Origin of the sequence: Diplocloster modestus (assembly GCF_019042245.1) — a bacterium.
GTDB classification, from domain to species: Bacteria; Bacillota; Clostridia; order Lachnospirales; family Lachnospiraceae; genus Diplocloster; species Diplocloster modestus.
The window spans coordinates 58,860-80,646 of sequence record NZ_JAHQCX010000008.1 but is presented as its reverse complement, the minus strand read 5'-3'; the positions used below and the strand labels follow the sequence as shown (position 1 = coordinate 80,646).

At 49.4% G+C, this 21,787-nt stretch carries 22 protein-coding genes and 1 pseudogene; 21 read left to right on the top strand and 2 right to left on the bottom strand.

Going from position 1 to position 21,787, the window contains the following annotated elements:
- Positions 1-22: 22 nt before the first annotated feature.
- The gene (locus KTH90_RS13015; protein ID WP_238726917.1) at positions 23-1,021 is read right to left on the bottom strand and encodes an FAD:protein FMN transferase; all 999 of its coding nucleotides are present in this window, start codon (positions 1,019-1,021) and stop codon (positions 23-25) included.
- Positions 1,022-1,204: 183 nt separating this feature from the next.
- Here KTH90_RS13015 and rsxC point away from each other — a divergent pair, with 183 nt between their 5' ends.
- From rsxC to KTH90_RS12945, 14 genes and pseudogenes are all read left to right on the top strand, one after another.
- A complete protein-coding gene (gene rsxC / locus KTH90_RS13010) occupies positions 1,205-2,548 on the top strand; it encodes an electron transport complex subunit RsxC (RefSeq protein WP_158354162.1) in 1,344 nt (447 codons plus the stop codon).
- A complete protein-coding gene (locus KTH90_RS13005; protein WP_158354163.1) occupies positions 2,545-3,501 on the top strand; it encodes an RnfABCDGE type electron transport complex subunit D in 957 nt (318 codons plus the stop codon). Before rsxC ends, KTH90_RS13005 begins: the two co-directional genes overlap by 4 nt.
- 29 nt (positions 3,502-3,530) lie before the next feature.
- A complete protein-coding gene (locus KTH90_RS13000) occupies positions 3,531-4,529 on the top strand; it encodes an FMN-binding protein (RefSeq protein WP_158354164.1) in 999 nt (332 codons plus the stop codon).
- A gap of 31 nt (positions 4,530-4,560) precedes the next feature.
- Entirely contained in the window at positions 4,561-5,337 is a 777-nt protein-coding gene (locus KTH90_RS12995) for a hypothetical protein (protein ID WP_158354165.1), read from the top strand.
- Positions 5,338-5,451: 114 nt separating this feature from the next.
- Positions 5,452-5,931 (top strand): 23S rRNA (pseudouridine(1915)-N(3))-methyltransferase RlmH, encoded by a 480-nt coding sequence (gene rlmH / locus KTH90_RS12990; protein ID WP_158354166.1) that lies wholly within the window; start codon positions 5,452-5,454, stop codon positions 5,929-5,931.
- Positions 5,932-6,004: 73 nt separating this feature from the next.
- A complete protein-coding gene (locus tag KTH90_RS12985) occupies positions 6,005-7,408 on the top strand; it encodes a glutamate decarboxylase (RefSeq protein WP_158354167.1) in 1,404 nt (467 codons plus the stop codon).
- Positions 7,409-7,468: 60 nt separating this feature from the next.
- On the top strand, positions 7,469-7,954 hold the full coding sequence (locus KTH90_RS12980) for a hypothetical protein (RefSeq protein ID WP_158354168.1): 486 nt from the start codon (positions 7,469-7,471) through the stop codon (positions 7,952-7,954).
- A 108-nt stretch (positions 7,955-8,062) separates the two neighbouring features.
- Positions 8,063-8,557: pseudogene (locus KTH90_RS25325) on the top strand (GNAT family N-acetyltransferase); the annotation flags it as partial.
- Positions 8,558-8,578: 21 nt separating this feature from the next.
- A complete protein-coding gene (rsmH, locus tag KTH90_RS12970; protein WP_238726936.1) occupies positions 8,579-9,646 on the top strand; it encodes a 16S rRNA (cytosine(1402)-N(4))-methyltransferase RsmH in 1,068 nt (355 codons plus the stop codon).
- 148 nt (positions 9,647-9,794) lie between these two features.
- The gene (locus KTH90_RS12965) at positions 9,795-10,991 is read left to right on the top strand and encodes a radical SAM protein (protein ID WP_238726916.1); all 1,197 of its coding nucleotides are present in this window, start codon (positions 9,795-9,797) and stop codon (positions 10,989-10,991) included.
- Positions 10,900-11,529, top strand: a complete 630-nt coding sequence (locus KTH90_RS12960) for a TetR/AcrR family transcriptional regulator (RefSeq protein ID WP_158354170.1) — start codon at positions 10,900-10,902, stop codon at positions 11,527-11,529. The genes KTH90_RS12965 and KTH90_RS12960 overlap by 92 nt, the downstream gene beginning before the upstream one ends.
- Positions 11,530-11,585: 56 nt before the next feature.
- Entirely contained in the window at positions 11,586-11,969 is a 384-nt protein-coding gene (locus KTH90_RS12955) for a VOC family protein (protein ID WP_158354171.1), read from the top strand.
- 87 nt (positions 11,970-12,056) lie between these two features.
- Positions 12,057-13,043 carry a diaminopimelate dehydrogenase gene (locus KTH90_RS12950; RefSeq protein WP_158354172.1) on the top strand — a complete coding sequence of 329 codons (987 nt, stop codon included), beginning with the start codon at positions 12,057-12,059 and terminating at the stop codon, positions 13,041-13,043.
- A gap of 102 nt (positions 13,044-13,145) precedes the next feature.
- Positions 13,146-14,465 carry a pyrimidine-nucleoside phosphorylase gene (locus tag KTH90_RS12945; protein ID WP_158354173.1) on the top strand — a complete coding sequence of 440 codons (1,320 nt, stop codon included), beginning with the start codon at positions 13,146-13,148 and terminating at the stop codon, positions 14,463-14,465.
- Positions 14,466-14,594: 129 nt separating this feature from the next.
- On the opposite strand, the gene KTH90_RS24905 is transcribed toward KTH90_RS12945, so the two are convergent.
- Positions 14,595-14,729, bottom strand: a complete 135-nt coding sequence (locus KTH90_RS24905; protein WP_275061400.1) for a hypothetical protein — start codon at positions 14,727-14,729, stop codon at positions 14,595-14,597.
- Positions 14,730-14,779: 50 nt separating this feature from the next.
- Between KTH90_RS24905 and KTH90_RS12940 the strand changes: the two genes are divergently transcribed.
- From KTH90_RS12940 to KTH90_RS12910, 7 genes are all read left to right on the top strand, one after another.
- Positions 14,780-15,091, top strand: a complete 312-nt coding sequence (locus KTH90_RS12940) for a YabP/YqfC family sporulation protein (protein ID WP_158354174.1) — start codon at positions 14,780-14,782, stop codon at positions 15,089-15,091.
- Between the two features lie 21 nt (positions 15,092-15,112).
- Positions 15,113-16,360: a sporulation protein YqfD gene (yqfD, locus tag KTH90_RS12935; RefSeq protein ID WP_238726915.1), complete on the top strand. Its 1,248-nt coding sequence runs from the start codon at positions 15,113-15,115 to the stop codon at positions 16,358-16,360.
- The gene (locus KTH90_RS12930; protein WP_158354176.1) at positions 16,357-17,385 is read left to right on the top strand and encodes a PhoH family protein; all 1,029 of its coding nucleotides are present in this window, start codon (positions 16,357-16,359) and stop codon (positions 17,383-17,385) included. Before yqfD ends, KTH90_RS12930 begins: the two co-directional genes overlap by 4 nt.
- A gap of 57 nt (positions 17,386-17,442) precedes the next feature.
- Entirely contained in the window at positions 17,443-17,955 is a 513-nt protein-coding gene (gene ybeY / locus KTH90_RS12925) for an rRNA maturation RNase YbeY (protein WP_158354177.1), read from the top strand.
- Positions 17,955-19,094, top strand: a complete 1,140-nt coding sequence (locus KTH90_RS12920; RefSeq protein WP_158354178.1) for a DUF3048 domain-containing protein — start codon at positions 17,955-17,957, stop codon at positions 19,092-19,094. Before ybeY ends, KTH90_RS12920 begins: the two co-directional genes overlap by 1 nt.
- Positions 19,095-19,124: 30 nt before the next feature.
- Entirely contained in the window at positions 19,125-20,780 is a 1,656-nt protein-coding gene (locus KTH90_RS12915; RefSeq protein WP_158354179.1) for a putative polysaccharide biosynthesis protein, read from the top strand.
- A 149-nt stretch (positions 20,781-20,929) separates the two neighbouring features.
- A complete protein-coding gene (locus KTH90_RS12910) occupies positions 20,930-21,541 on the top strand; it encodes a hypothetical protein (RefSeq protein ID WP_158354180.1) in 612 nt (203 codons plus the stop codon).
- The last annotated feature ends 246 nt before the right edge of the window (positions 21,542-21,787 follow it).

The following is a 21,787-nucleotide window of genomic DNA, read 5'->3' as shown; positions in this document are numbered from 1 at the left end:
GGCAGGGCTTTTCAATTTGAGCTCACATCTTTGGAAACCCGCTGGAATAATGAAGCTGATTGTCGTCGGTGATGAACATGGCTTCCACGCCTGGAAGGGATTCTATGAGCTCCATTCCTTTTTGCAGTCCCAGTACGAAACAGGTGGTACTTAAGGCGTCACCGTCCACGGACTGGTCGGAAAGAATGGTGACCTCCAGCAGATCGTTTTTGACGGGATAACCGGTAGCGGGGTCCAGAAGGTGGTGATAGCGGACACCCTCATAATCAAAATAACGTTCGTAGACTCCGGAGGAGACTACGGACTGATCGGTGACGGGGATTGTGGTAATGACTTCGTTGCGCTCGGAAAACGGTTTTTGAATGCCGATCTCAAAGGGGGAACCATCAGGCTTCGTACCCACACATAAGACATTGCCGCCCAGATTGATCATGGCGCTGTTCACACCTTCCGATATCAGATAGTCTTTGAGGCGGTCGGCGATATAACCCTTGGCGATGCCTCCCAGATCGATGCCCATATGAGGATCGTCAAAGGTGATGCGGCCGTCCTGCAGGTGGATACCGGAGGCTTTTACATAAGGAAGCGCAGCCTGTATGGCGGCAGGATCTGGGGGAACCGGATGTTCGGCAGTGAAATCCCAAAGGGAGGAGATCGGTTCGATGGCTATGTCAAAGGCGCCGGAGGAAGTGGAACTGTAGTCCAGACCTATTTGAATCAGCTCCTGAAGGGAGGGGGAGAGAAGATCCGCCTCTGTTTGATGTTCGTTTAACTGATACAGTTCGCTATCCGGATTCGTCCGGGAAAATAACAGTTCATACTGATCGATCATTTCCATGCAGTGATCCAGTATGGATTGTTTTTTATTGTCATAAATCTTGACGGTGACAAAGGTATTTAACTTGATTGCAGAAGCGCTGAGAGGCTGTCCTGCATTTTTTATATCACATCCGGATAAGGAAGGGATAAAAATTGCCAATATGAGCCAAAATAGTATATATCTATGAAAATGACGTGTCATTTTTTCCTCCATGTGTGCGTAGTACCATCTGAGATGCTTTTAGGAAGCAGTAAAATATCTGCTTAAAGCGTTTCTTTTCATATTAAATAAGATTGTGGAAACTGTCAAGGCATGGAAGATCAGCAGGATGTTTTTCTACTGCGGGAAAAGAAAGAATGGGATAAAAGGAAAGAGGGAGCAGACATGAAAAAAAATTCGTCCGGATTCCTGGGTGGGATCCATCCGGCAGATGGTTCAGATAAGGAATTGACTGTTCAGGCTGCGGTGACAGAAGTAAATCCCGACATAGTCGAGATTTCAATGGAACAAACTCCCGGGAATGTCTGCCGGCTGCTGGTGAAGGAAGGAGATTTCGTTCAACGCGGCCAGCTGATCGGAATTCCGGAGACATTTGCCGCAGCGGCGGTTCATGCAAGCGTTACCGGCCATGTGACAAAGATCAAAAGGATAGGAAGCCAGGGGGAGATCTGTGTCATACGATCTGAGGGGGCTTGGTCAGCGCCGGAAGTGCGCAGCTATCAGTCTGAATGGATGGAAATTGATGGGATGACCAGGGAGGATATCCTGCACTCCATGGAAAAAGGCGGAATTATCGGTATGGGAGGCGCGGGCTTTCCGGCATTTCGAAAATATCAGACAGATAAAAGTATCCAGACCATATTGATCAACGCAGCGGAGTGCGAGCCGTATCTTACCTGTGATCACATACTGATGCGGGAGCAGCCTATGGGGATACTGAACGGAATCCAGCTGTTGATAAAAGCGGCAGGAGCAGCCGAGGCGGTTCTTTGTATTGAAGATAATAAAAAGGACGTAATCGAAAATTTCCGGACGATCCTGAAGAAAAAGGAAGTACCCATCCGTCTGCGGGAACTGCCCACCATATATCCCCAGGGGGGAGAACGGCAGCTGATACAGTCGGTACTTGATGTGGAAGTACCTGCCGGCGGCCTGCCGGCGAATGTGGGAGTTATCGTATCGAATGTGGCGACTGCGAATGCCGCGGCCGATATGGTGTTCGGCGGCCAGCCGCTGATCAGCCGCTATGTAACGGTCAGCGGCTGTGTGGAACGGCCCGGGAATTTTCTGGTACCAGTGGGAACCAGGTTTCAGGAACTGCTCCGCAAGGCTGGTGATGTATCCGCCGGCCAGAACCTGATGATCGTGGGAGGTCCCATGACCGGTTACTGTATCGGAACGAATGTGCGGGCAGAACGCGCGGAAGGCGCGGTTGCGAAGACCACATCGGGTATCCTGATCCTGCCGGAGCAGATCACCACAGAGACCCCCTGTATCCGCTGCGGTGCCTGCGGACGGGTTTGCCCGGCGGGACTGAATCCGTTTAAGATTGATTTTGCATACCGGAACGGGAAACTGGATGTCTGCAGGAAACTCTATGCTACAGAATGCATTGGCTGCGGCGCCTGCTCGTATGTCTGCCCGGCCAGGATCGAACTGGCGTTTCGGAATATCGCGGCCAGGAATGCGGTGAAGCAGACGTTCCGCAAGAGAGGAGTGATCCAATGACAGAAGAACATGGAAGAAAAGGGCCTTTTTTACGAGGTGAAAATTCTACCAGACGGATTATGGGGGATGTGGCGCTGGCGCTGATGCCGGCATTTGCGGGATCGATCTACTTTTTTGGGCTGCGAAGCCTGCTGCTGGTCGTGACGTCTGTCATCACCTGCGTACTTTCGGAGTTCGTATGGGAATGGCTGACCGGAAAGCAGATCACGGCATTTGATTTCAGCGCTGTAGTTACAGGGATTTTGATTGCGTTTCAGGTACCGGTAACGACACCGGTGATCCTCATTATTATTTCGGGCATATTCGCGATTATTGTTGTGAAGCAATTATTCGGCGGGATTGGAAGTAATTTCATGAATCCGGCGCTGGCCGGACGTCTGCTTTTGATGGTGGTATGGCCCGGAAAAATTATTCAGTATGTACCGGCTGCGGGAAATGACGCGGTATCTTCCGCGACAGTGCTGGCTGCCATGAAAGCGGGTGAGCAGGGGCAATATTCCTGGCTGGATATGTTCCTGGGATCCGTTCCAGGGGCGCTGGGAGAGACCAGTAAGCTGCTGTTGCTGGTAGGTGCGGGGTATTTGTGCTACCGCGGCCTGATCAATGTAAAGGCGTCTCTGGCCTATATCCTAACCGTGCTGGCCGTTACGTTTGTATTGGGAGGAGGACGTCTGTTCAGCGGTGATCCGGTGACCAATCTTTTGGGAGGAAGCCTGATCCTGGGAGCCTGTTATATGCTGACGGATTATTCTTTCATATCAGCCAGAGGAAGGTTGATCTACAGCATTGCGGCAGGGGTCATAACCGCGCTGGTACGTATCTACAGTAACTATCCGGAAGGTGTCTGTTTTGGTATTCTGGCTGCCAACTGTATGGTCGGCCTGCTATCCAGATTTGAACAGAAGCATGTATACGGCACAAAGTACGACAAAGATCAAAAAACAGCTATGTAAATCATGTATGGACATAGAAGGAGGAAATTATGAAAGATAACGGATGGAAAGGAATTATTACACTGGTTATCGTAACGATCATAGCCTTTGGAGTTATCCTGGGTGCGAATTATTTTGGCAGGGGAACCGCTGGGGAGACAGAGCAGTCGGTGGCAGGAGAGCAAAAGGAGATCGATATCAACAGCTTTGGAAATATTGATCCGGCTATTCAATCAGCTTACCGGATCCTGGATGAACAGGGAAACGCAGGCGGTTATAAAGTGGTGACAAAGACAAAGGGTTACGGAGGAGATCTTCTGCTGGAACTGATATTTGATAAAAATGGGGATACCATAACCCGGATGGAGGTCCTGGAGCACAATGAGACGGAAGGGCTGGGCGCTTTGATTAAGGAACCCGCCTTTTTGGAACAATTTAAAAACGTACCGCTCCCTGTTACACTGAAAAATGCGGCCGCAGAGCCGGAACTGCCGGCGGAAGGCACGGCGTTTGAAGACGGTACCTATACGGTGGAAGCAGACCAGCCGGATTATAACGGATATCGGAATACGATGAAACTAACGATAACAGATGGGAAGATTACAGAAGTCATATGGGATGCGCTGGACGCCGAGGGAAAATCAAAAAGGGTGTTGAGTGATAATGGAGAATATGTGATGACAGAGAGCGGTCCCACATGGAAAGAGCAGGCGGAGGCCCTGGCCGCGGCCGTGATTGAAAATCAGTCTACAGATTTTTTAAGTCCGGATGATCAGGGAAAGACCGACGCGGTCGCAGGGGTCAGTATCTCAATCACAGATTTTGTCACCCTGGTGAAGCAGTGTCTCGTGCAGGCAGCCGGAATGCAGACTGAAGGTACTCAGCCGGCAGATACTGCCGGCACAGCGGATACTGCCGGCACATCGGATAACGGTACGGGAACCACTGTGGACGGAGTATCGGGGGCTACCATCTCTTCACGGGCAGTGATAGAAGGAATCGATAAAGGCTATACATTTATCAAAAATTATCTGGGGACCTTATCTTAGAAGCAGGGACCTTAATATAGGAGGGATATATATGACTGAGAGATATCCGATGGTTCCGGCTGCCTTTGTAATAATTTTCTGCTCCGGAACCCTGAAGGAAGCATTGGTGGCAGGAATTCTGACGATCGTATTGACCGTGGCCGCTTATTTGCTTCATGATCTTATGTGTAAGGCAGGCGTACCGGAATGGTCCAGGATTCCCTCCCTGCTGATCGGGGAAACAGCACTTTCTTATGCTGCAGGCAGGATCGCTTATAACTACGTCAGCGGGCTGGCATTTGGCCGGGACAGGATGCTAATCTGGTTAATTCTGGGGCTTTTGATGGCCTGCAGTTTCCTTTGGGGAAAGATGCATACCGATATCGATGCGGTACTCTACCCGATGGCTATGGTATATGCGATATGGATGGCGGCGGGGCTCCTCAGAGAATTCCTTGCTTATGGAGAGATTTTCGGCCGGGCATTTATGGAGGGCGGATATCTGACAAAGGCATTTCAGTCACCGATCATCGGGTTCCTCACGGCCGGAGCTGTGCTGGGTATTGCCAATGCGGTTACCAATGAGATATCAGAAGAAAGGGGCAGCCTGCTGTCCATACTTCCGGCAGCCGCGTTGGCGGTGCCAATCCAATTGTTTTCGGATTGGCAGCTGGTAAACTGGATTCTGGGGATCCTGCTTGTAGGAATCTTGGTGTTATCCGTCAGAAACCGGCTGAGCTATTCGTGGACCGGTAAGCGGATGAGAGGGCTGCCGATCGAACTGGTCAGTACAGGGCTTATCTACATGGTACTGACAGTTGTCAAATAAATTTCCTGTACGAAGTATATTATTACAGAGCCGGATATGATATAATTCGAGAGAATCAGAAAAGCATGATAGTGTGTCACCGGGCTGCAAGCCCGGATACATATGAGGGAAAATATGAAAATAACCGTGATCGCCGTAGGAAAGATCAAAGAAAAATATCTTGTGGAGGCAATAAAGGAGTACAGCAAACGGCTGAGCCGGTATTGTAAGCTGGAGATCATTGAAGTGGCGGATGAAAAGACACCGGATGGCGCGTCCCGCGCTTTGGAGGATCAGATCAGGGAAAAAGAAGGCGAAAGAATCCTCAAAGCAGTCCGGGACGGAAGTTATGTGACCGCTCTGGCCATCGAAGGGAAGATGCTTTCCTCTGAAGAGCTGGCCGGCCAGATGGAACAATATGGGATTGCTGGAATCAGTCAGCTGACTTTTATCATAGGAGGATCTTTAGGACTTTCAGAGAGGGTTTTGAAGAGAGCGGATAAGCTTTTGAGCTTTTCCAGAATGACATTCCCGCACCAGCTGATGCGGGTGATTTTGCTGGAACAGATCTATCGGAGTTACCGGATTATTTATGGGGAACCGTATCATAAATAATTGGAGTTTCCATTCAGAAAAGCAGTATGTAACCGAATAAATGCCCGCCTGCCAAAGAAAAGGAGTAATGAGTATGCTGTACGATAATAAAAACGGAAAAGTAAAAGATTCTTACGATACGCCATTGTTTGGAACGCTGGCCGCCGACTCACCGATCCCTAAAAATAAGATAGGAGAGCAGCCCCTGGAACCCAGGCTTGCATATCAGCTGATCAAGGATGAATTAATGAATGAGGGAAATGCCAGATTAAACCTGGCGACTTTCTGCCAGACCTTCATGGAGGAAGAAGCGGTAAAACTGATGTCCGAAACACTGGAAAAAAATGCTATTGATAAGACGGAGTATCCTCAGACAGCTGAAATCGAGCAGCGTTGTATTCAAATTATTTCTAATCTGTGGAACGCGCCTGGGGAACAGGACACGATAGGCACCTCTACCGTAGGTTCTTCAGAGGCATGTATGCTGGCCGGAATGGCCATGAAGTTTCGCTGGCGGAAACGGGCCGAACAATTAGGACTGGATTTAACAAAAAAGCCAAATCTTGTAATCTCGTCCGGCTATCAGGTATGCTGGGAGAAATTCTGTGTCTATTGGGATATCGAACTCCGCCAGGTCCCTATGGATGCGGACTGTATGAGTATGTGCCCGGATTCGTTACTTACCTATATAGATGAATATACGATCGGGGTGGTGGGAATTCTGGGTATTACATATACCGGAAAGTTTGATGACCTGGAAGCCATTGACCAGGTTCTCAGTCAATATAACGAGACCACGGAGCATAAAGTGTATATCCATGTGGATGCCGCTTCCGGCGGGCTGTTCGTCCCATTTGTCAAACCGGAATTGCGCTGGGATTTCCGATTGAAAAATGTGATCTCCATCAATTGTTCCGGTCACAAATATGGCCTCGTATATCCCGGAATCGGCTGGGCCCTCTGGAAACACCGAGAATATCTGCCTCAGGAATTGATTTTCGAAGTAGATTATCTGGGAGGTAAAATGCCGACCATTGCTATTAATTTTTCCAGATCTGCCAGCCAGATTATCGGCCAGTATTATAATTTTATCCGACTGGGGAGAGAAGGTTACCGCCGCATCCAGCAGAAAACCCAGGATGTGGCACATTACCTGGCAGACAGGCTGGAAAAGACAGGCCGGTTCCGCATTTACAATGACGGAAGCGACCTGCCGGTAGTATGTTACGCTCTGAAAGAAAATGTAAAACTGGAATGGACATTGTATGACTTATCAGACCGGCTGCTTATGAGAGGCTGGCAGATTCCGACCTATCCCCTGCCTGCCCGGTTAGAAAACATTATTATACAGCGCATCGTCTGCCGGGCCGACCTAAATTATGATATGGCAGGACTGCTTATGAATGACCTGCTGGAAGGAATACAGGAATTGGACAATGCTGCTGTTCTGGTTCATGGAAAGAAAACAGAGCCAAAAGTGTACGGATTTACACATTAATTAGCGATTAATTTCATGGGGGGGATGGGAATGCTTCTGAACAAGATAAGGAAAAGTTTGATGGCAAAACAGCAGAAGGGGACAGATTCGAATAGCCAGGCAGCAGGCACCGACAGCCGGCAAAGCTACATTATCCGCTCTGAACAAAGGGATTTGGGCGAAGGGATGACTATGACTAATGATCTCATCAGCAATGGGATGGGCGGGACGAAAGTGGTCAACGTGATTCTGTATGATTCGACGACTCAGGAGAGATACCAGATCGTAGATGAACAAGGGGGTATCTGTAATTTCCCCGGTGTGGAAAATGAGCAGGAAGTATTCGAAATTGCCGAATGCTGGGCGATCTTCCCCTATGTCCTGTATACTTTTATTATCTACAATTTTGAGAACGGCGAGGCCGGCATAAACTGGCTGTTCCAGCCGGACGGGCGATACTGGGAAGATGAGTATGGTTTCGGAGGGAACAGTGATGAAGAATTGGAGCTTCATGCCAGAATAGACAGAAAAGGCCGCTATCTCTGCAAGTATTATTTGAAAAAGTGACGGGGATATCATATCGGTAATAGCCCTGGAGCCGGTGATAGAAGAATAGTCAAATGAAATACTGCATACATAGGACCATTGGATGGAACAAAATGAGGAGTAATAAAAATGGAACAAAGAGACGGAGTTGAAAGAAGGAACAAAAATATAATTCTGGAGACTGAGAGATTATACTTGCGTAGAATGACGCAGGAAGATATCTCTTCCCTGTGCAAAATACTGCAGGACCCGGAAGTGATGTATGCCTACGAGCATGCATTTTCTGACGAGGAAGTGCAGGAGTGGCTGGACAGACAGCTTGGCCGGTACGAAGAGTATGGGTTCGGCTTGTGGGCGGTTATTCTCAAAGAGACCGGGGAAATGATCGGACAGTGCGGGATTACGATGCAGGACTGGAATGACAGAAGGGTACCGGAGATTGGATACCTGTTCCAAAAGGCCTGCTGGCATAAAGGGTATGCGGTGGAAGCCGCGGCTGCCTGCAGGGAATATGCGTTTGGGCCCCTGGATATGGATGAGGTATTTTCCATTATACGGGATACGAATCAGGCTTCGATCCAGGTAGCCAAGAGAAACGGCATGTCACTTAAGGGGAACCTTGTGAAGCATTATTATCACTGCGACATGCCGCATCTGGTTTATTCGGTTGAGCGGGAGCAGAAGCATCAGAGGCGGGTCCGCTACAAAGGGACGCATCCCAAAAGATTCGAGGAGAAATATAAGGAGCTGGAACCGCAGAAATATGCGGAAACTGTGGAGAAGGTTATACGGAAGGGAAGCACGCCTGCCGGTATGCATATCTCGATCTGTGTCAGGGAAATCCTGGACTTTCTGCAGATTCAACCGGGACAGACCGGGCTGGATGCTACCCTGGGTTATGGGGGACATACGCAGAAAATGCTGGAATGCTTGAAGGGAGAGGGGCATCTATATGCTCTGGATGTGGATCCGATTGAGCTTGTAAAAACCAGGGAGCGGCTGGGGAAATGTGGATATGGGTCGGAGATTCTGACGATCCGGCAGATGAATTTCGCTAAGATCGATCAGCTGACGGCTAAGACAGGCCCCTTTGATTTCGCGCTGGCCGACCTGGGGGTATCCTCCATGCAGATCGATAATCCGGAGCGGGGATTCTCGTATAAGCACGAAGGTCCGCTGGATCTGCGGCTGAATCCGGAGAAGGGGATTCCGGCGTCAGAGCGGCTCCGTGATATTACGCGGGAAGAGCTGGAAGGAATGCTGGCGGAGAATGCGGATGAACCTTATGCGGCGCAGATTTCCCGGGCTGTTCTTTCAGAGATCAGAAAGGGAAAGGATATCGCTACCACGACGCAGCTAAGGGAGATTATCGGGAAAGCGCTCTCGTTCCTTCCGGAGAACGAGAAAAAAGAGGGGGTCAAGAAATCCTGTCAGCGTACGTTCCAGGCACTTAGAATCGATGTGAACAGCGAATTTGAAGTCTTGGAAGAATTTCTGGATAAGCTTCCGGATGCGCTGAAAAGCGGGGGGCGGGCTGCGATACTGACCTTCCATTCCGGGGAAGACCGGCTGGTGAAGAAGTCCTTTCAACGTTTATGCCGGGCGGGAGTTTACCAGGATTTCTCCAGAGAGGTAATACGCCCGACGGCAGAAGAGTGTTCCATGAACAGCCGGGCACGCTCTACAAAAATGAGGTGGGCCGTGAAAGCATGACCGGATTAAATATTTTTCTTGACAGGCTAGTGAATGCTAGCTTATACTGAAAAGGCAATGGAGGCTAGTGGATACTAGCTAATGGGAAGATCAAGGAATCTGGGCCGGCGTCTGACGGATTACAGCGGGCAGAAAGAGAGTGGATCGTATGCAGGAATTTCAGTTAGAAGAATATTTGAGTCGGGGCGTCCAAAATATTGTGCGGGGGATTATTCTTTCGTCTGCCGGAAAATCCGGAGAGAGAAGTTTCCTGATGCATTATGCCTCGGATGAGAAAAGAGCAAGGAAATTAAGGGCGGCAGCGGAGCAGAAGGGGGAGCATATACCTCCGTTTCTGATCGCCAGTATCACCCGGCGGTGCAATCTGAGCTGCAAAGGGTGCTACGCGAGGGCGAACAACGCGTGTGCAGATATGGCGGACGCGGCGGGATTTGCAGATGAACTGACGGGAAGCCAGTGGGGAGATATATTTACTCAGGCAGAGAAGCTGGGAGTCAGTTTTGTGCTGCTGGCCGGCGGAGAGCCGATGGCCAGGGGGGATGTACTGGAGGAAGCAGGCCGTCATAAAAAGATTCTGTTTCCGGTATTTACCAACGGAACCATGTTTGACAGCGGCAAAGCGGAGATTTTTTTGCGTAATCGGAACCTGATCCCGATTATCAGCATGGAAGGAGACCGGGAAGAGACGGACCGGCGAAGAGGGGAAGGAGTATATGGTCAGCTCCTGAAAGCGATGGAACTGCTAAAGCAGGAGAGGCGGCTCTTTGGCGCCTCTGTTACGGTCACGTCGGAAAATCTACGGGAAGTGGCCTCCGCGGAATTCGTACACAACATGAAAACCAGCGGCTGCGGAGGAATTGTTTTTGTTGAGTATGTACCGGCCGACAAAAGGTCCCGGCATTTATGCCTGGACGCAAAGGAACGCGACACATTGGCCCGGACTTTGGAACAATTACGCAGGGATGGGGAGCAGATGCTGCTCCTATCCTTTCCCGGAGACGAAAAGGAGGCCGGCGGCTGCCTGGCGGCCGGCAGAGGTTTCTTCCATATTAACGCGGCCGGCCAGGCGGAACCCTGTCCGTTTTCCCCATATTCGGATACCAGCCTGCTACATACCGGATTGCGGGAGGCGCTGCGATCCCCGCTCTTTCTTAAATTAAAGGATGAGGGCATTTTAAAGAAAACACATACGGGCGGATGCGTCCTGTTTGAGCAGGAGGAGTCGGTAAAAAAATGTTTGGAGGAATCGGGCAATGACGACGAGAGAACGGATTGTGGAAGAAGCTCTGACCCTATTTTCCATACAGGGATACCAGGGCACCAGTGTGAAAATTATTGCGGATAAAGTGGGGATCAAGGACAGTTCCCTGTACAAGCATTTCAGCAGCAAGAAAGAGATCTTCGACACCATCGTCCAGGAGATGTCCGTGCGGATGGAGGAGATGTCCCGGGCGTTCGGACTGCCTGACGAGGGGAACCTGTTGGAGGCGGCCGGCCTCTACGGCACAGTCGGGATCGATAAACTGCTGGACTTGAGCAAACAGATTTTTCTATTTTATCTCAAGGATGAGTTCGCATCCCGCTTTCGCCGGATGCTGGCGATCGAGCAGTACCGGGACCGGGATATTTATGAAGTGTACCGCAGTATATTCATGAATGCGGCCGTAACATACCAGACCGCATTGTTCGGCGAAATGATTCATCGGGGGATCTTCACTGGAAATGATCCGGAGGCTATGGCAGTCAATTTTTATGCCCCATTTTTTTTCCTGTTGAATAAATATGACCAGGAGCCGCATAGGGAAGCGGAGGCTTTGCAGGCGCTGGAACGCCAGATCAGGGAGTTCGCCAGGATTTATCAGGGAAAGGAGAGCGGAGGCTGATCATAAAATGTTTGCGTCTGCCTATATGTGCGTGAAAGAGCACCCATGGAGGAAAAATGAAAATAGAGCATATTGCTATGTACGTAAACCATCTGGAAGCTGCGAAAGAATTCTTTATAAAGTATTTGAACGCTGTTGCAAATGCAGGCTATCATAATACGACAACTGATTTTAGATCTTATTTTCTTTCCTTCGGGGACGGAGCAAGGATTGAAATAATGAATAAGCCAGGTATGTCTGATGAAATCAAGGGAACACAGAGAACGGGGTATATTCACATTGCCTTTTCTGTGGGAAGTAAAGAAAAAGTGGACGAACTGACTCAACAGTTGAAAGCAGATGGCTATGAGGTCATAAGCGGGCCGAGGACAACGGGCGACGGTTACTATGAAAGCTGCATCATAGGTATTGAAGGCAATCAAATAGAGATAACCGTGTAATAGAGATAATCGTGTAATAAAGATAATCGTCTAATAAGATAACATTGTTAAGAAATTTTTAATACACAGGAGGAAGGTTGAACAAAAATGAGTATTAGAATTGGTATATTGGGTTACGGTAATCTGGGACGCGGTGTAGAATGCGCCATTAAACAGAATCCGGATATGGAACTGGTGGCAGTATTTACCAGGAGGGATCCGGCCGGAGTGTCGATCCTGACTGAGAAAGCGGCTGTGTGCAGCGTGGCGGAGGCAATGGATTGGAAAGACCGGATTGATGTTATGATTTTGTGCGGAGGAAGCGCTACAGATCTGCCGGTGCAGACCCCGGAATATGCCGGGGCGTTTCACGTGGTGGATAGTTTTGATACCCATGCGCGGATTCCGGAGCATTTTGCCAATGTGAACGCGGCGGCGAAGGCCGGTAATAAAGTGGGGATCATATCCGTGGGCTGGGATCCCGGATTGTTCTCTCTGAACAGGATGTATGCGAATGCGATTCTGCCGCAGGGAAATGATTATACTTTTTGGGGGAAAGGTGTGAGCCAGGGACATTCGGACGCGCTCAGGAGGATTCCGGGAGTGAAGGATGCCAAGCAGTATACGATACCTGTAGAAGCAGCGCTGGAATCTGTGAGGAAAGGGGAGAATCCTCAGCTATCGACCCGTGAAAAGCATACCAGGGAATGTTTTGTGGTACTGGAACCGGGTGCGGACGCTACAGCGGTTGAAAATGAAATTATAACGATGCCCAACTATTTCGCAGATTACGATACGACAGTTTATTTCATCAGCGAGGAAGAACTTCGCGCGAATCACAGCGGGATTCCCCACGGGGGGTTCGTGCTGCGCAGCGGGAAAACGGGATGGGAGGAAGAGCACAGCCATCTGATCGAATATAGTCTGAAGCTGGATTCGAATCCGGAATTCACGTCCTGCGTGATCGTGGCATATGCCAGGGCAGCATACCGGCTAGCCTCGCAGGGGGAGACGGGCTGTAAAACCGTGTTTGATATACCGCCCGCGTATCTGAGCGCGAAGAGCGGCGAGGAACTCCGGGCATCCATGCTATAGCTGCAGCGAGAAGTATCAGTAATCAATTCTTCGAAAAGATTTAAAAGAATGCGCAGCAGAAAAAATTCGATCGATCCGAAAAGGATTATGGAGGAATGGTCTATGAGAATGTATGATTTGATTATGAAGAAAAGAAACGGCGGTGTCCTTACCAAAGAGGAGATCGAATTTATGATCCATGATTATACAAACGGAAAAATACCGGACTATCAGATGTCGGCCATGATGATGGCGGTCTATTTCCGGGGAATGAGCAAAGAAGAGACCGTAAATCTGACCATGTCCATGGCCCGCAGCGGTGATATGCTGGATCTCTCCGCCATCGAGGGAATTAAAGTGGATAAACACAGCACCGGCGGCGTCGGAGATAAGACGTCACTGGTTCTGACGCCCATGCTGGCCGCGCTGGGACTGCCCGTTGCCAAAATGTCCGGGCGGGGCCTTGGCCATACCGGAGGAACCATTGACAAGCTGGAAAGCTTCCCGGGCTTTTCTGTCTCCCTGACGGAAACCCAGTTTATAGAAAATGTGAACCGAATCAAAATAGCCATCATGGGGCAGACGGCAGACCTGGCCCCGGCGGATAAGAAATTGTACGCGCTGCGCGACGTAACGGCTACGGTAGATAATTTGTCGTTGATCGCCAGCAGCATAATGAGCAAGAAGCTGGCAGCCGGAGCAGATGCTATCGTGCTGGATGTGAAGACTGGAAGCGGCGCTTTTATGAAGACAGAGGAAGACGCCCTGGCCCTGGCCAAAACCATGGTCGAGATCGGGACATCGGCGGGAAGGAAGATGACGGCCATCGTATCCGACATGGATCAGCCGCTGGGCTTCGCTGTGGGAAATGCACTGGAAGTGAAGGAAGCCATCGAGACCTTAAAAGGACGTGGGTCTGAAGATCTGAAGAATTTGTGCAGGAAGCTGGGCGCCGGACTGCTGGTCAGCATCGGACGTTCCCATTCTATGGAAGAGGCGGAAGATATTTTGCAGAAAACCATAGACGACGGCAGCGCACTGGCCAAGCTGGCGGAATTCGTCCATGCCCAGGGCGGTGAGGAAGCGGCGGTATTCAACACAGAGCTTCTGCCCCAGGCGTCCCTGGTCGAAGAGATCCCCTCTGAACAGTCCGGCTATATATGCCACATCGATACCGAGGACGTAGGGATCGTATCCCTGATCCTGGGAGGCGGCCGCGAGACGAAGGACAGTGAGATCGACTTATCCGTAGGACTCGTTCTCCACAAAAAAGTAGGGGACTACGTAAAGACGGGTGAATCCCTTGCTGCCATCCACGCCAATGATCCTGAAAAACTGCGGCAGGCGAAAGAACGGTTCCGTAGTACCTGCCATTTCTCGGAAGAGCCGGTGGAACGCCCTGCTTTTATTAAAGCGATCATACAAGCCGATCATCAATCATAATTTTTACTTAAACTAGGCACATTATATTTCATATAAACCGGCAGGCGCGCGGAAGGGGTTTCAGGCACCTGCCGGTTCACATGAATCATTATAAATGAACAAATGGAAAGCACAAATGAAAAACCTCATCTATTCAAGCAAAGCCGCAAGAATTTCCCTGCTTGCCCGGCCCATAATCCCTTCCACATCAGCTCCGATAATATCCAGGGTACGGGACTGCGGACCCTCCTTCACAAAAGCGGCACAGCCGCCGTCCAAATTCATAATCCGGTAATCCTCCACATATATTAGATAATAAACCATATGGGATGACTATGAGGAAATCAAGAAACGCAGACCGCATCGCAAAACAAAAAGGAGAGACTCCGGGTGTAAAGGAAAATGTGGTGGATTCCCTGAAGCTTCCCAAGGATCTGATGTTCGGCGCGGTGATCCTGACCGTGACCGGGCAGTGTGAAGCTTACGTGGAAAATTACCGGGGAATTATAGAATATACGAAGGAGAGAATCCGTCTACAGACAAAAACCTGCCAGCTGGAGATGAAAGGGACGAATCTGCATATAGATTATTATACCAATGATGAAATGAAAATTACAGGACGCATTATAGAGATCCATTATACTTAAAATAAGTCGAGGTGCATCTGGTTGCTCATTCAAATCATTCAGTATATAAAAGGGTATATTAAAATCCGGCTGGTGGGATATTCCCCGGAACGGTTCATCAATTTATGCAGTTACCATGATATTCTGCTATGGAATATTGAGAATGTCGGTGATGATTATGAAATGTATATCACGATTAAGGGATTCCGCAAACTGAAGCCAATATTGAAGAAAACCAAGACAAAGGTAGTGATATTGGACAAATGTGGACTTCCTTTTTTTTTACATAAATACCGGAAGCGTAAAATGTTCTTTATTGGTATCGTTCTGTGCGCAGCCATGCTCTACGTGATGTCTTTGTTTATTTGGGACATTCATATAGAAGGAAATTATACCCAGACTTCGGATGTGATCCTGGATTATCTGTCGACTCAGGAGGTATATCACGGAATCTCCAAAAAAAAGGTGGACTGTCAGGAAGTGGAATCCATGATCCGCGCTCAGTTTAACGATATCATCTGGGCTTCGGCGGAGATCCGGGGAACCAGGCTTTTAATCCATGTCCGGGAAAATACGGATACAGATGTGGTGGATACGGTCCAGGAACAGGGGGATGATACCGTTACGGATCTGATCGCCGATAAAGACGGGCTTATTACAAAGATGATCACACGGGCGGGGACCCCTCAGGTAAAAGTGGGGGATGTGGTAAAAGAAGGGGACCTGCTGGTGCTGGGGCGGGTGGATGTATTAGGAGACGATGCGACCGTCATCAACTATCAGTTCCGGTCCGCAGACGCGGATATCTATGCGAAAACAGTCCATGAATACAGCGATGAATTCCCGCTGGCCTATACAGATAAAAATTACAGCGGGGAACATAAATTTCAGGTTGGCCTTAAAATCCTGCAAAAACAGATCCGCCTGTTTCAGCCAAAGATACCCTATCAGACCTTCGACATCGTCACCGATGAATACACACTGAAAATCGGGGAAAACTTTTATTTGCCCCTAACTTTACAGATTTCCACGGTAAATGACTACACACCTGTGGAAAAAATGTATACACAGGAAGAAGCAGATGCCATAGCAGAACAGCATTTGTCGGAATTTTTAGAAAAATTAAGAAAAAAAGGGGTTCAAATTGTTGAAAATAATGTTAAAATAGGAATTGATGGGGATTTCTGCAAAGCCGCGGGAAAGCTGTTGATTGAAGAAAAAATCGGTGCCCGCACGCCGACAGAGATGCTGACCATCCCTGATCCGGAAGAGAGGACCGAAGAAGAATGAGTATAACTGAAAAAATTCTCGATGTTCCGTCCGAACATGCCCAAAATGTGTTCGGACAGTTTGATGCTTATATAAAGAAGATCGAAAGAGCCTTCCAGGTAACGGTAATCGCCAGGGACGGCGGCCTGAAAATCATAGGGCCGGAAGGTTCGGCTGCCAAGGCCAGAAAAGTATTTGAACAGCTGGTAGAGCTGTCCAAACGGGGAAATATTATCGGGGAACAGAATGTGGATTATATCATAGCCCTTTCTTTTGAAGAAAAGGAAGAGGCGGTCGTCGAGATCGATAAGGACTGCATCTGCCATACCATCAATGGAAAGCCCATTAAACCCAAAACGCTGGGCCAGAAACAGTACGTGGACCAGATCCGGGAAAAGATGATCGTATTCGGCATCGGCCCCGCAGGTACCGGCAAGACCTATCTGGCTATGGCTATGGCGATCAAGGCGTTTAAGGACGAAGAGGTGGGACGGATTATCCTGACCAGGCCTGCCATCGAGGCGGGGGAAAAATTAGGTTTCCTGCCGGGAGATCTGCAGAGCAAGGTGGATCCCTATCTGCGGCCCCTTTACGATGCGCTGTATCAGATCATGGGTTCGGAAAGCTTTATGAAGAATATGGAAAAGGGATTGATCGAAGTGGCCCCGCTGGCGTACATGCGCGGGCGTACTTTGGACAATGCGTATATTATCCTGGATGAGGCGCAGAATACGACGCCGGCTCAGATGAAGATGTTCCTCACCCGGATCGGATTCGGATCCAAGGTGATCATTACCGGAGACATGACTCAGAAGGATTTGCCCTCCGGCACGAAATCAGGACTGGATATCGCCGTGCGGGTTCTGAAAAAGGTAGAAGATATCGGATTTTCCTATCTGACCAGCAAAGATGTGGTCCGTCACCCTTTGGTGCAGAAGATCGTACAGGCTTATGAGGAGTACGAACAGAATACCATGAAAAAGACCGATCGATATCGTAGCGGCGGGAGAACGAAACCCGGTAGTAATCCTGAAAAGACAAGATAAGTATATGACCGGATAACTGATACATGGTGTAGGCAATATAAAAAGTGAGGTTCTCGTATGAGTTTACAGATAATCAGAGAATGTGAGACTGAATTGGATCTGGATATGGAGGCAGTAGCGGGGCAGGTGGTGGAGCAGGCCCTGGACTACGTAAACTGTCCCTATGAGGTGGAATTAAACGTAACTTTGACGGATAATGAATCGATCCGTGAGATTAACCGGGAATACCGACAGATCGACAGGCCGACGGATGTATTGTCATTTCCGCTGGTCGACTATGACTCTCCGGCGGATTTTTCCGGTATTGAGGCGGATGAGCTGGATTATTTTAACCCGGAAACAGGGGAACTGATGCTGGGGGATATCATACTTTCTTTGGAAAAGGTCAGGGAACAGGCGCAGCTATATGGGCATTCCGAGAAGAGGGAATACGCGTTTTTAATCGCCCACAGTATGCTGCATTTGTTTGGTTATGATCATATAACCGAGGAAGAAGCGAAGCGAATGGAAGCAAAACAGGAAGAAATCCTGCATTGCTTGCAGATAGAAAAGGAAGAGAGGAAAGAGTGATGAAAAAAATATTAGCATTTGCCTTTGTTCTTACCATGGCGGTCAGCATGATTGCCTGCGGTAAGAAAGAGGAGGCACCTGTGGAAACTCCGGCGGCGACACCGGTACCCGAAGCGCCGGCAGAGACTCCGGTCCCGGAGGAAGAGCCTGCCGAAGTGGAAGAGAACACGGGCAATATGTGGGTTCGGCAGACCAACGGCAATCAGGTACAGAGTTATCTGACCGGTGAATGGGTGGACAAGTCCGTTGGAGATACCAGGCCCATCGCCTATGTATTCAACAACGCGCAGGTTGCCTGCCCCCAGACTGGTATTTCCAGATCCGGCGTGATTTATGAGGCACCGGTGGAAGGATATATGACCCGTTTGATGGGTGTGATGGAAGAGTGGCAGGATTTAAAGAAAATTGGTTCGGTTCGAAGCTGCCGTGATTACTTTGTGCAGTTCGCATTGGAATTTGACGCTATCTATTGTCACTATGGCCAGGCGGTATACGCGCTGGATCTGCTGTCCAAGGATTATGTAAATAATGTCAGCGGACTGGCCAGCAGCGGCGCGGGCTATCCCGGAGATATCGTATATTACCGTACCTCCGACAGAAAGGCGCCTCATAACTGCTATGCAAGCGGCGAGGGCATTCTGAAAGGGATCGATAAGCTCGGATACAGCATGGATTATGACAAGGAATACACCGGAAAACTGGGCTTTGTCTCCGAGGGAGAGACGGCGGACATGTCTGGCGGACAGTCCGGTAAGGTGGTCAAACCCGGATATCCGGTGAACAAGCCGGCCTTCGAGTACAATGAAAGTGATGGTTTATATTACAGAAGCCAGTATGGAGGAAAACAGATCGACGATATGACCGGTAAGCAGCTGGCTGTCAAGAATGTGATCCTGCAGTACTGCTATGCGGATACCAGGGATGCAAAAGGCTACTGGTGGGTAGACACCAAGACCGGCGGTCCTATGAGATATTTTACCGATGGTAAAGTGATCGAAGGAACCTGGGAGAGAGGCGAAGATGATACGGATTCCGGTCGTTATTATGACCAGAACGGCAATGAGCTCCTCTTGAATCAAGGCAAAACCTGGGTCTGCATCATTTCCGCGACAGATGCGGGAGAGGTTCGCTGGGAATAGACGGAAGAATAATCGGAACAGAGGTGTCCTATGGGAACAGGACGAAAACGCAGGCAATCTAATTATCTGGTACAGGGCAGTATTCTGGCGGCCGCATCTATTATTGTGCGTCTGATCGGGGCTGTCTATCGGATCCCGCTGACCAGAATTCTGGGGGATACGGGAAACAGTTATTATTCCTGTGCATTTGAGTTGTATTCGATGATGCTGCTGATTTCCTCCTACAGTCTGCCGCTGGCGGTATCCAAACTGGTAGCCGCCCGGATCGGCGCGGGACAGAGGAGAAATGCGCAGCGGATCTATAAGGGCGCCATGGTATTTGCCGGTATCATCGGAACAGTGATCGCGGTGATTACATATCTGGGAGCGGATTTTTTCACAGGTAAGATCCTGTCCACCCCGGAAAGCGCCATGGCTCTGAAGGTGATCGCGCCGGCGATTGTGCTGGTGGCATTTATCGGAGTTTACCGCGGGTATTTCCAGGGAATGGGGACCATGATGCCCACCGCGGTTTCCCAGATCATCGAGCAGGTCATTAAGACGGCTGTAGGTTTGATCGCCGCATACTATATGGTGCGGTATGGAATGAAGATCAGCGCGATCCTGGAGAGTGAAGTCTGGGGCGCGGCTTACGGCGCGGCGGGCGCTACCTTTGGCGTGGTGGCGGCTTCCCTTGTGACAATGCTGTTCCTGATGTGGATCTGGAGCCTGTACCGGCGGGTAAACCGGCGGGCTATAGCGAAAGACCACACGAGAAAGCAGGAGTCCTATAAAGAAGTCTACCGGATTTTGTTTCTTACGATTGTACCGGTGGTGCTTAGTACGGCAGTCTATAATATCAGCGGGATATTGGATCAGGGGGTTTTTAAGAATCTGATGTATGCCAATGGCTTCGAGGCGGCGATGGTGGATACCCAGTGGGGTATATTTTCCGGCAAGTTTAAAGTGCTGACCAATATCCCCATAGCTATCGCGTCGGCCATGGCGGCTTCTACGGTTCCGGTGCTCACAAGGGCCATGGCGGAAGGGGCCGGGGGCGTGGTGAAGAAGCGGACGGACCTGTCCATTCGTTTTACCATGATCCTGACGATCCCCTGCGCCGCGGGGTTCTTTGCGCTGGCCGCGCCGGTGCAGCAGCTGCTGTTTCACGATTCCAGCGAGCTGCCCGCGCAGCTTTTGAGACTGGGAGCGGTATCCGTGGTGTTCTATTCCCTGTCTACCCTGACAAACGGTATCCTGCAGGGAATTAACCGGATGCGGATACCGGTGCGCAATGCCGCGATATCGTTGGTGTCCCACCTGGCCTTCCTGGTCCTGCTGCTCCAGGTATTTCATATGGATATCAAAGCGGTGATCTGGGCGAACATATTCTTTTCCCTGATGATGTGTATTTTGAATGGGCTGGCGATCCGCAAGCACATGGGATACCGGCAGGAGATCCGCAGGACGTTTGTGATACCGGCGCTGTCCTCCGCGGTGATGGGAATCGCCGTATTCCTGATCTATACCGGACTGATGAAGCTGATAAAATCAAATACGGTCAGCGTATTGATCGCTATCGTTCTGGGCGCGTTGATCTATATGTGCGTACTGCTGCTGTTAAAGGGAGTGAATGAGCAGGAGCTCCAGAATTTCCCCAAAGGGAATCTGATCGCCCGTATCGCAAAAAAAGTTCATCTGCTCTAAGGGCAGGCTCGCGGCATACGCCGCTCGACAATGTATACTTACCAGTATCCCATTAATCATGCCCTTCGGGCAGGCTCGCGGCATACGCCGCTCGACAATGTATAATTTCATAAATTCAGGCCGATACTATGGAAAAAGGAGGAAATCCTATGAAAAAATATGGTATCGGCCTTTGTATTGCGGCGGTCTTGCTGGCAGGAATCGTATACGGCAGCTACCGCTATTCTTTATATAAATTGGACAATATAGATTTGTCCGGGATCGGTGATACAGATCCGTCCGGCAATGAGTTCCTGACCGTGGACACCATTGACCAGGACCGGATTACCAACACCACCAAATACGTCCTGGAACATTACAATGCGACCGATTTTTCCCTAAAGGAAGAGCAGAAGAATATACCGGCGGAGTTCGTAGGTAAAACCAGAGAGGAACTGATTGAATACCTCAAGACCTATGAAGAGGCACCGCCCATCGAGGATCTGGAGGAAGGGCTTACTTCCTTTGAGCTGATCTCATTTTCAAAGGACCGGATCGTGCTGCGTAAGACTTTTCAGCCGCCGGCTAAGGATTATAAATATTATCTGATCGAGGAAAATGGGTATATTACCGTCTACTACATGGATAAAAAGACGGTCTATGAATACACGGATATTCAAGTAGAGATTCTTCCGGAAGAGATTCAGAAAAAAATTAAATCAGGAAACTATATTACGGATATTCAGCAGCTGTATAATTTTCTGGAGAATTATTCAAGTTAAGGAAGGTAAGGAAAGCATGTCTTTCTTGAAATGATATGAGCGGACCTTCGGGGCAGCGCACAATGAGTGAAGCTGCTTCGGAGGTCTTTTGCATTGTTTCTTTCTTCCAGACCCTATGCAAATTCGTATTCCCGGGAAAACAAGGTGACAGTCAGTGCAAGGGTATTATAGAACTCTTATGATTCGATAGCAGTACATTTATAACCTTATTTCTTTTTTAACATAAAGGTAATGTTGTAATAAGAG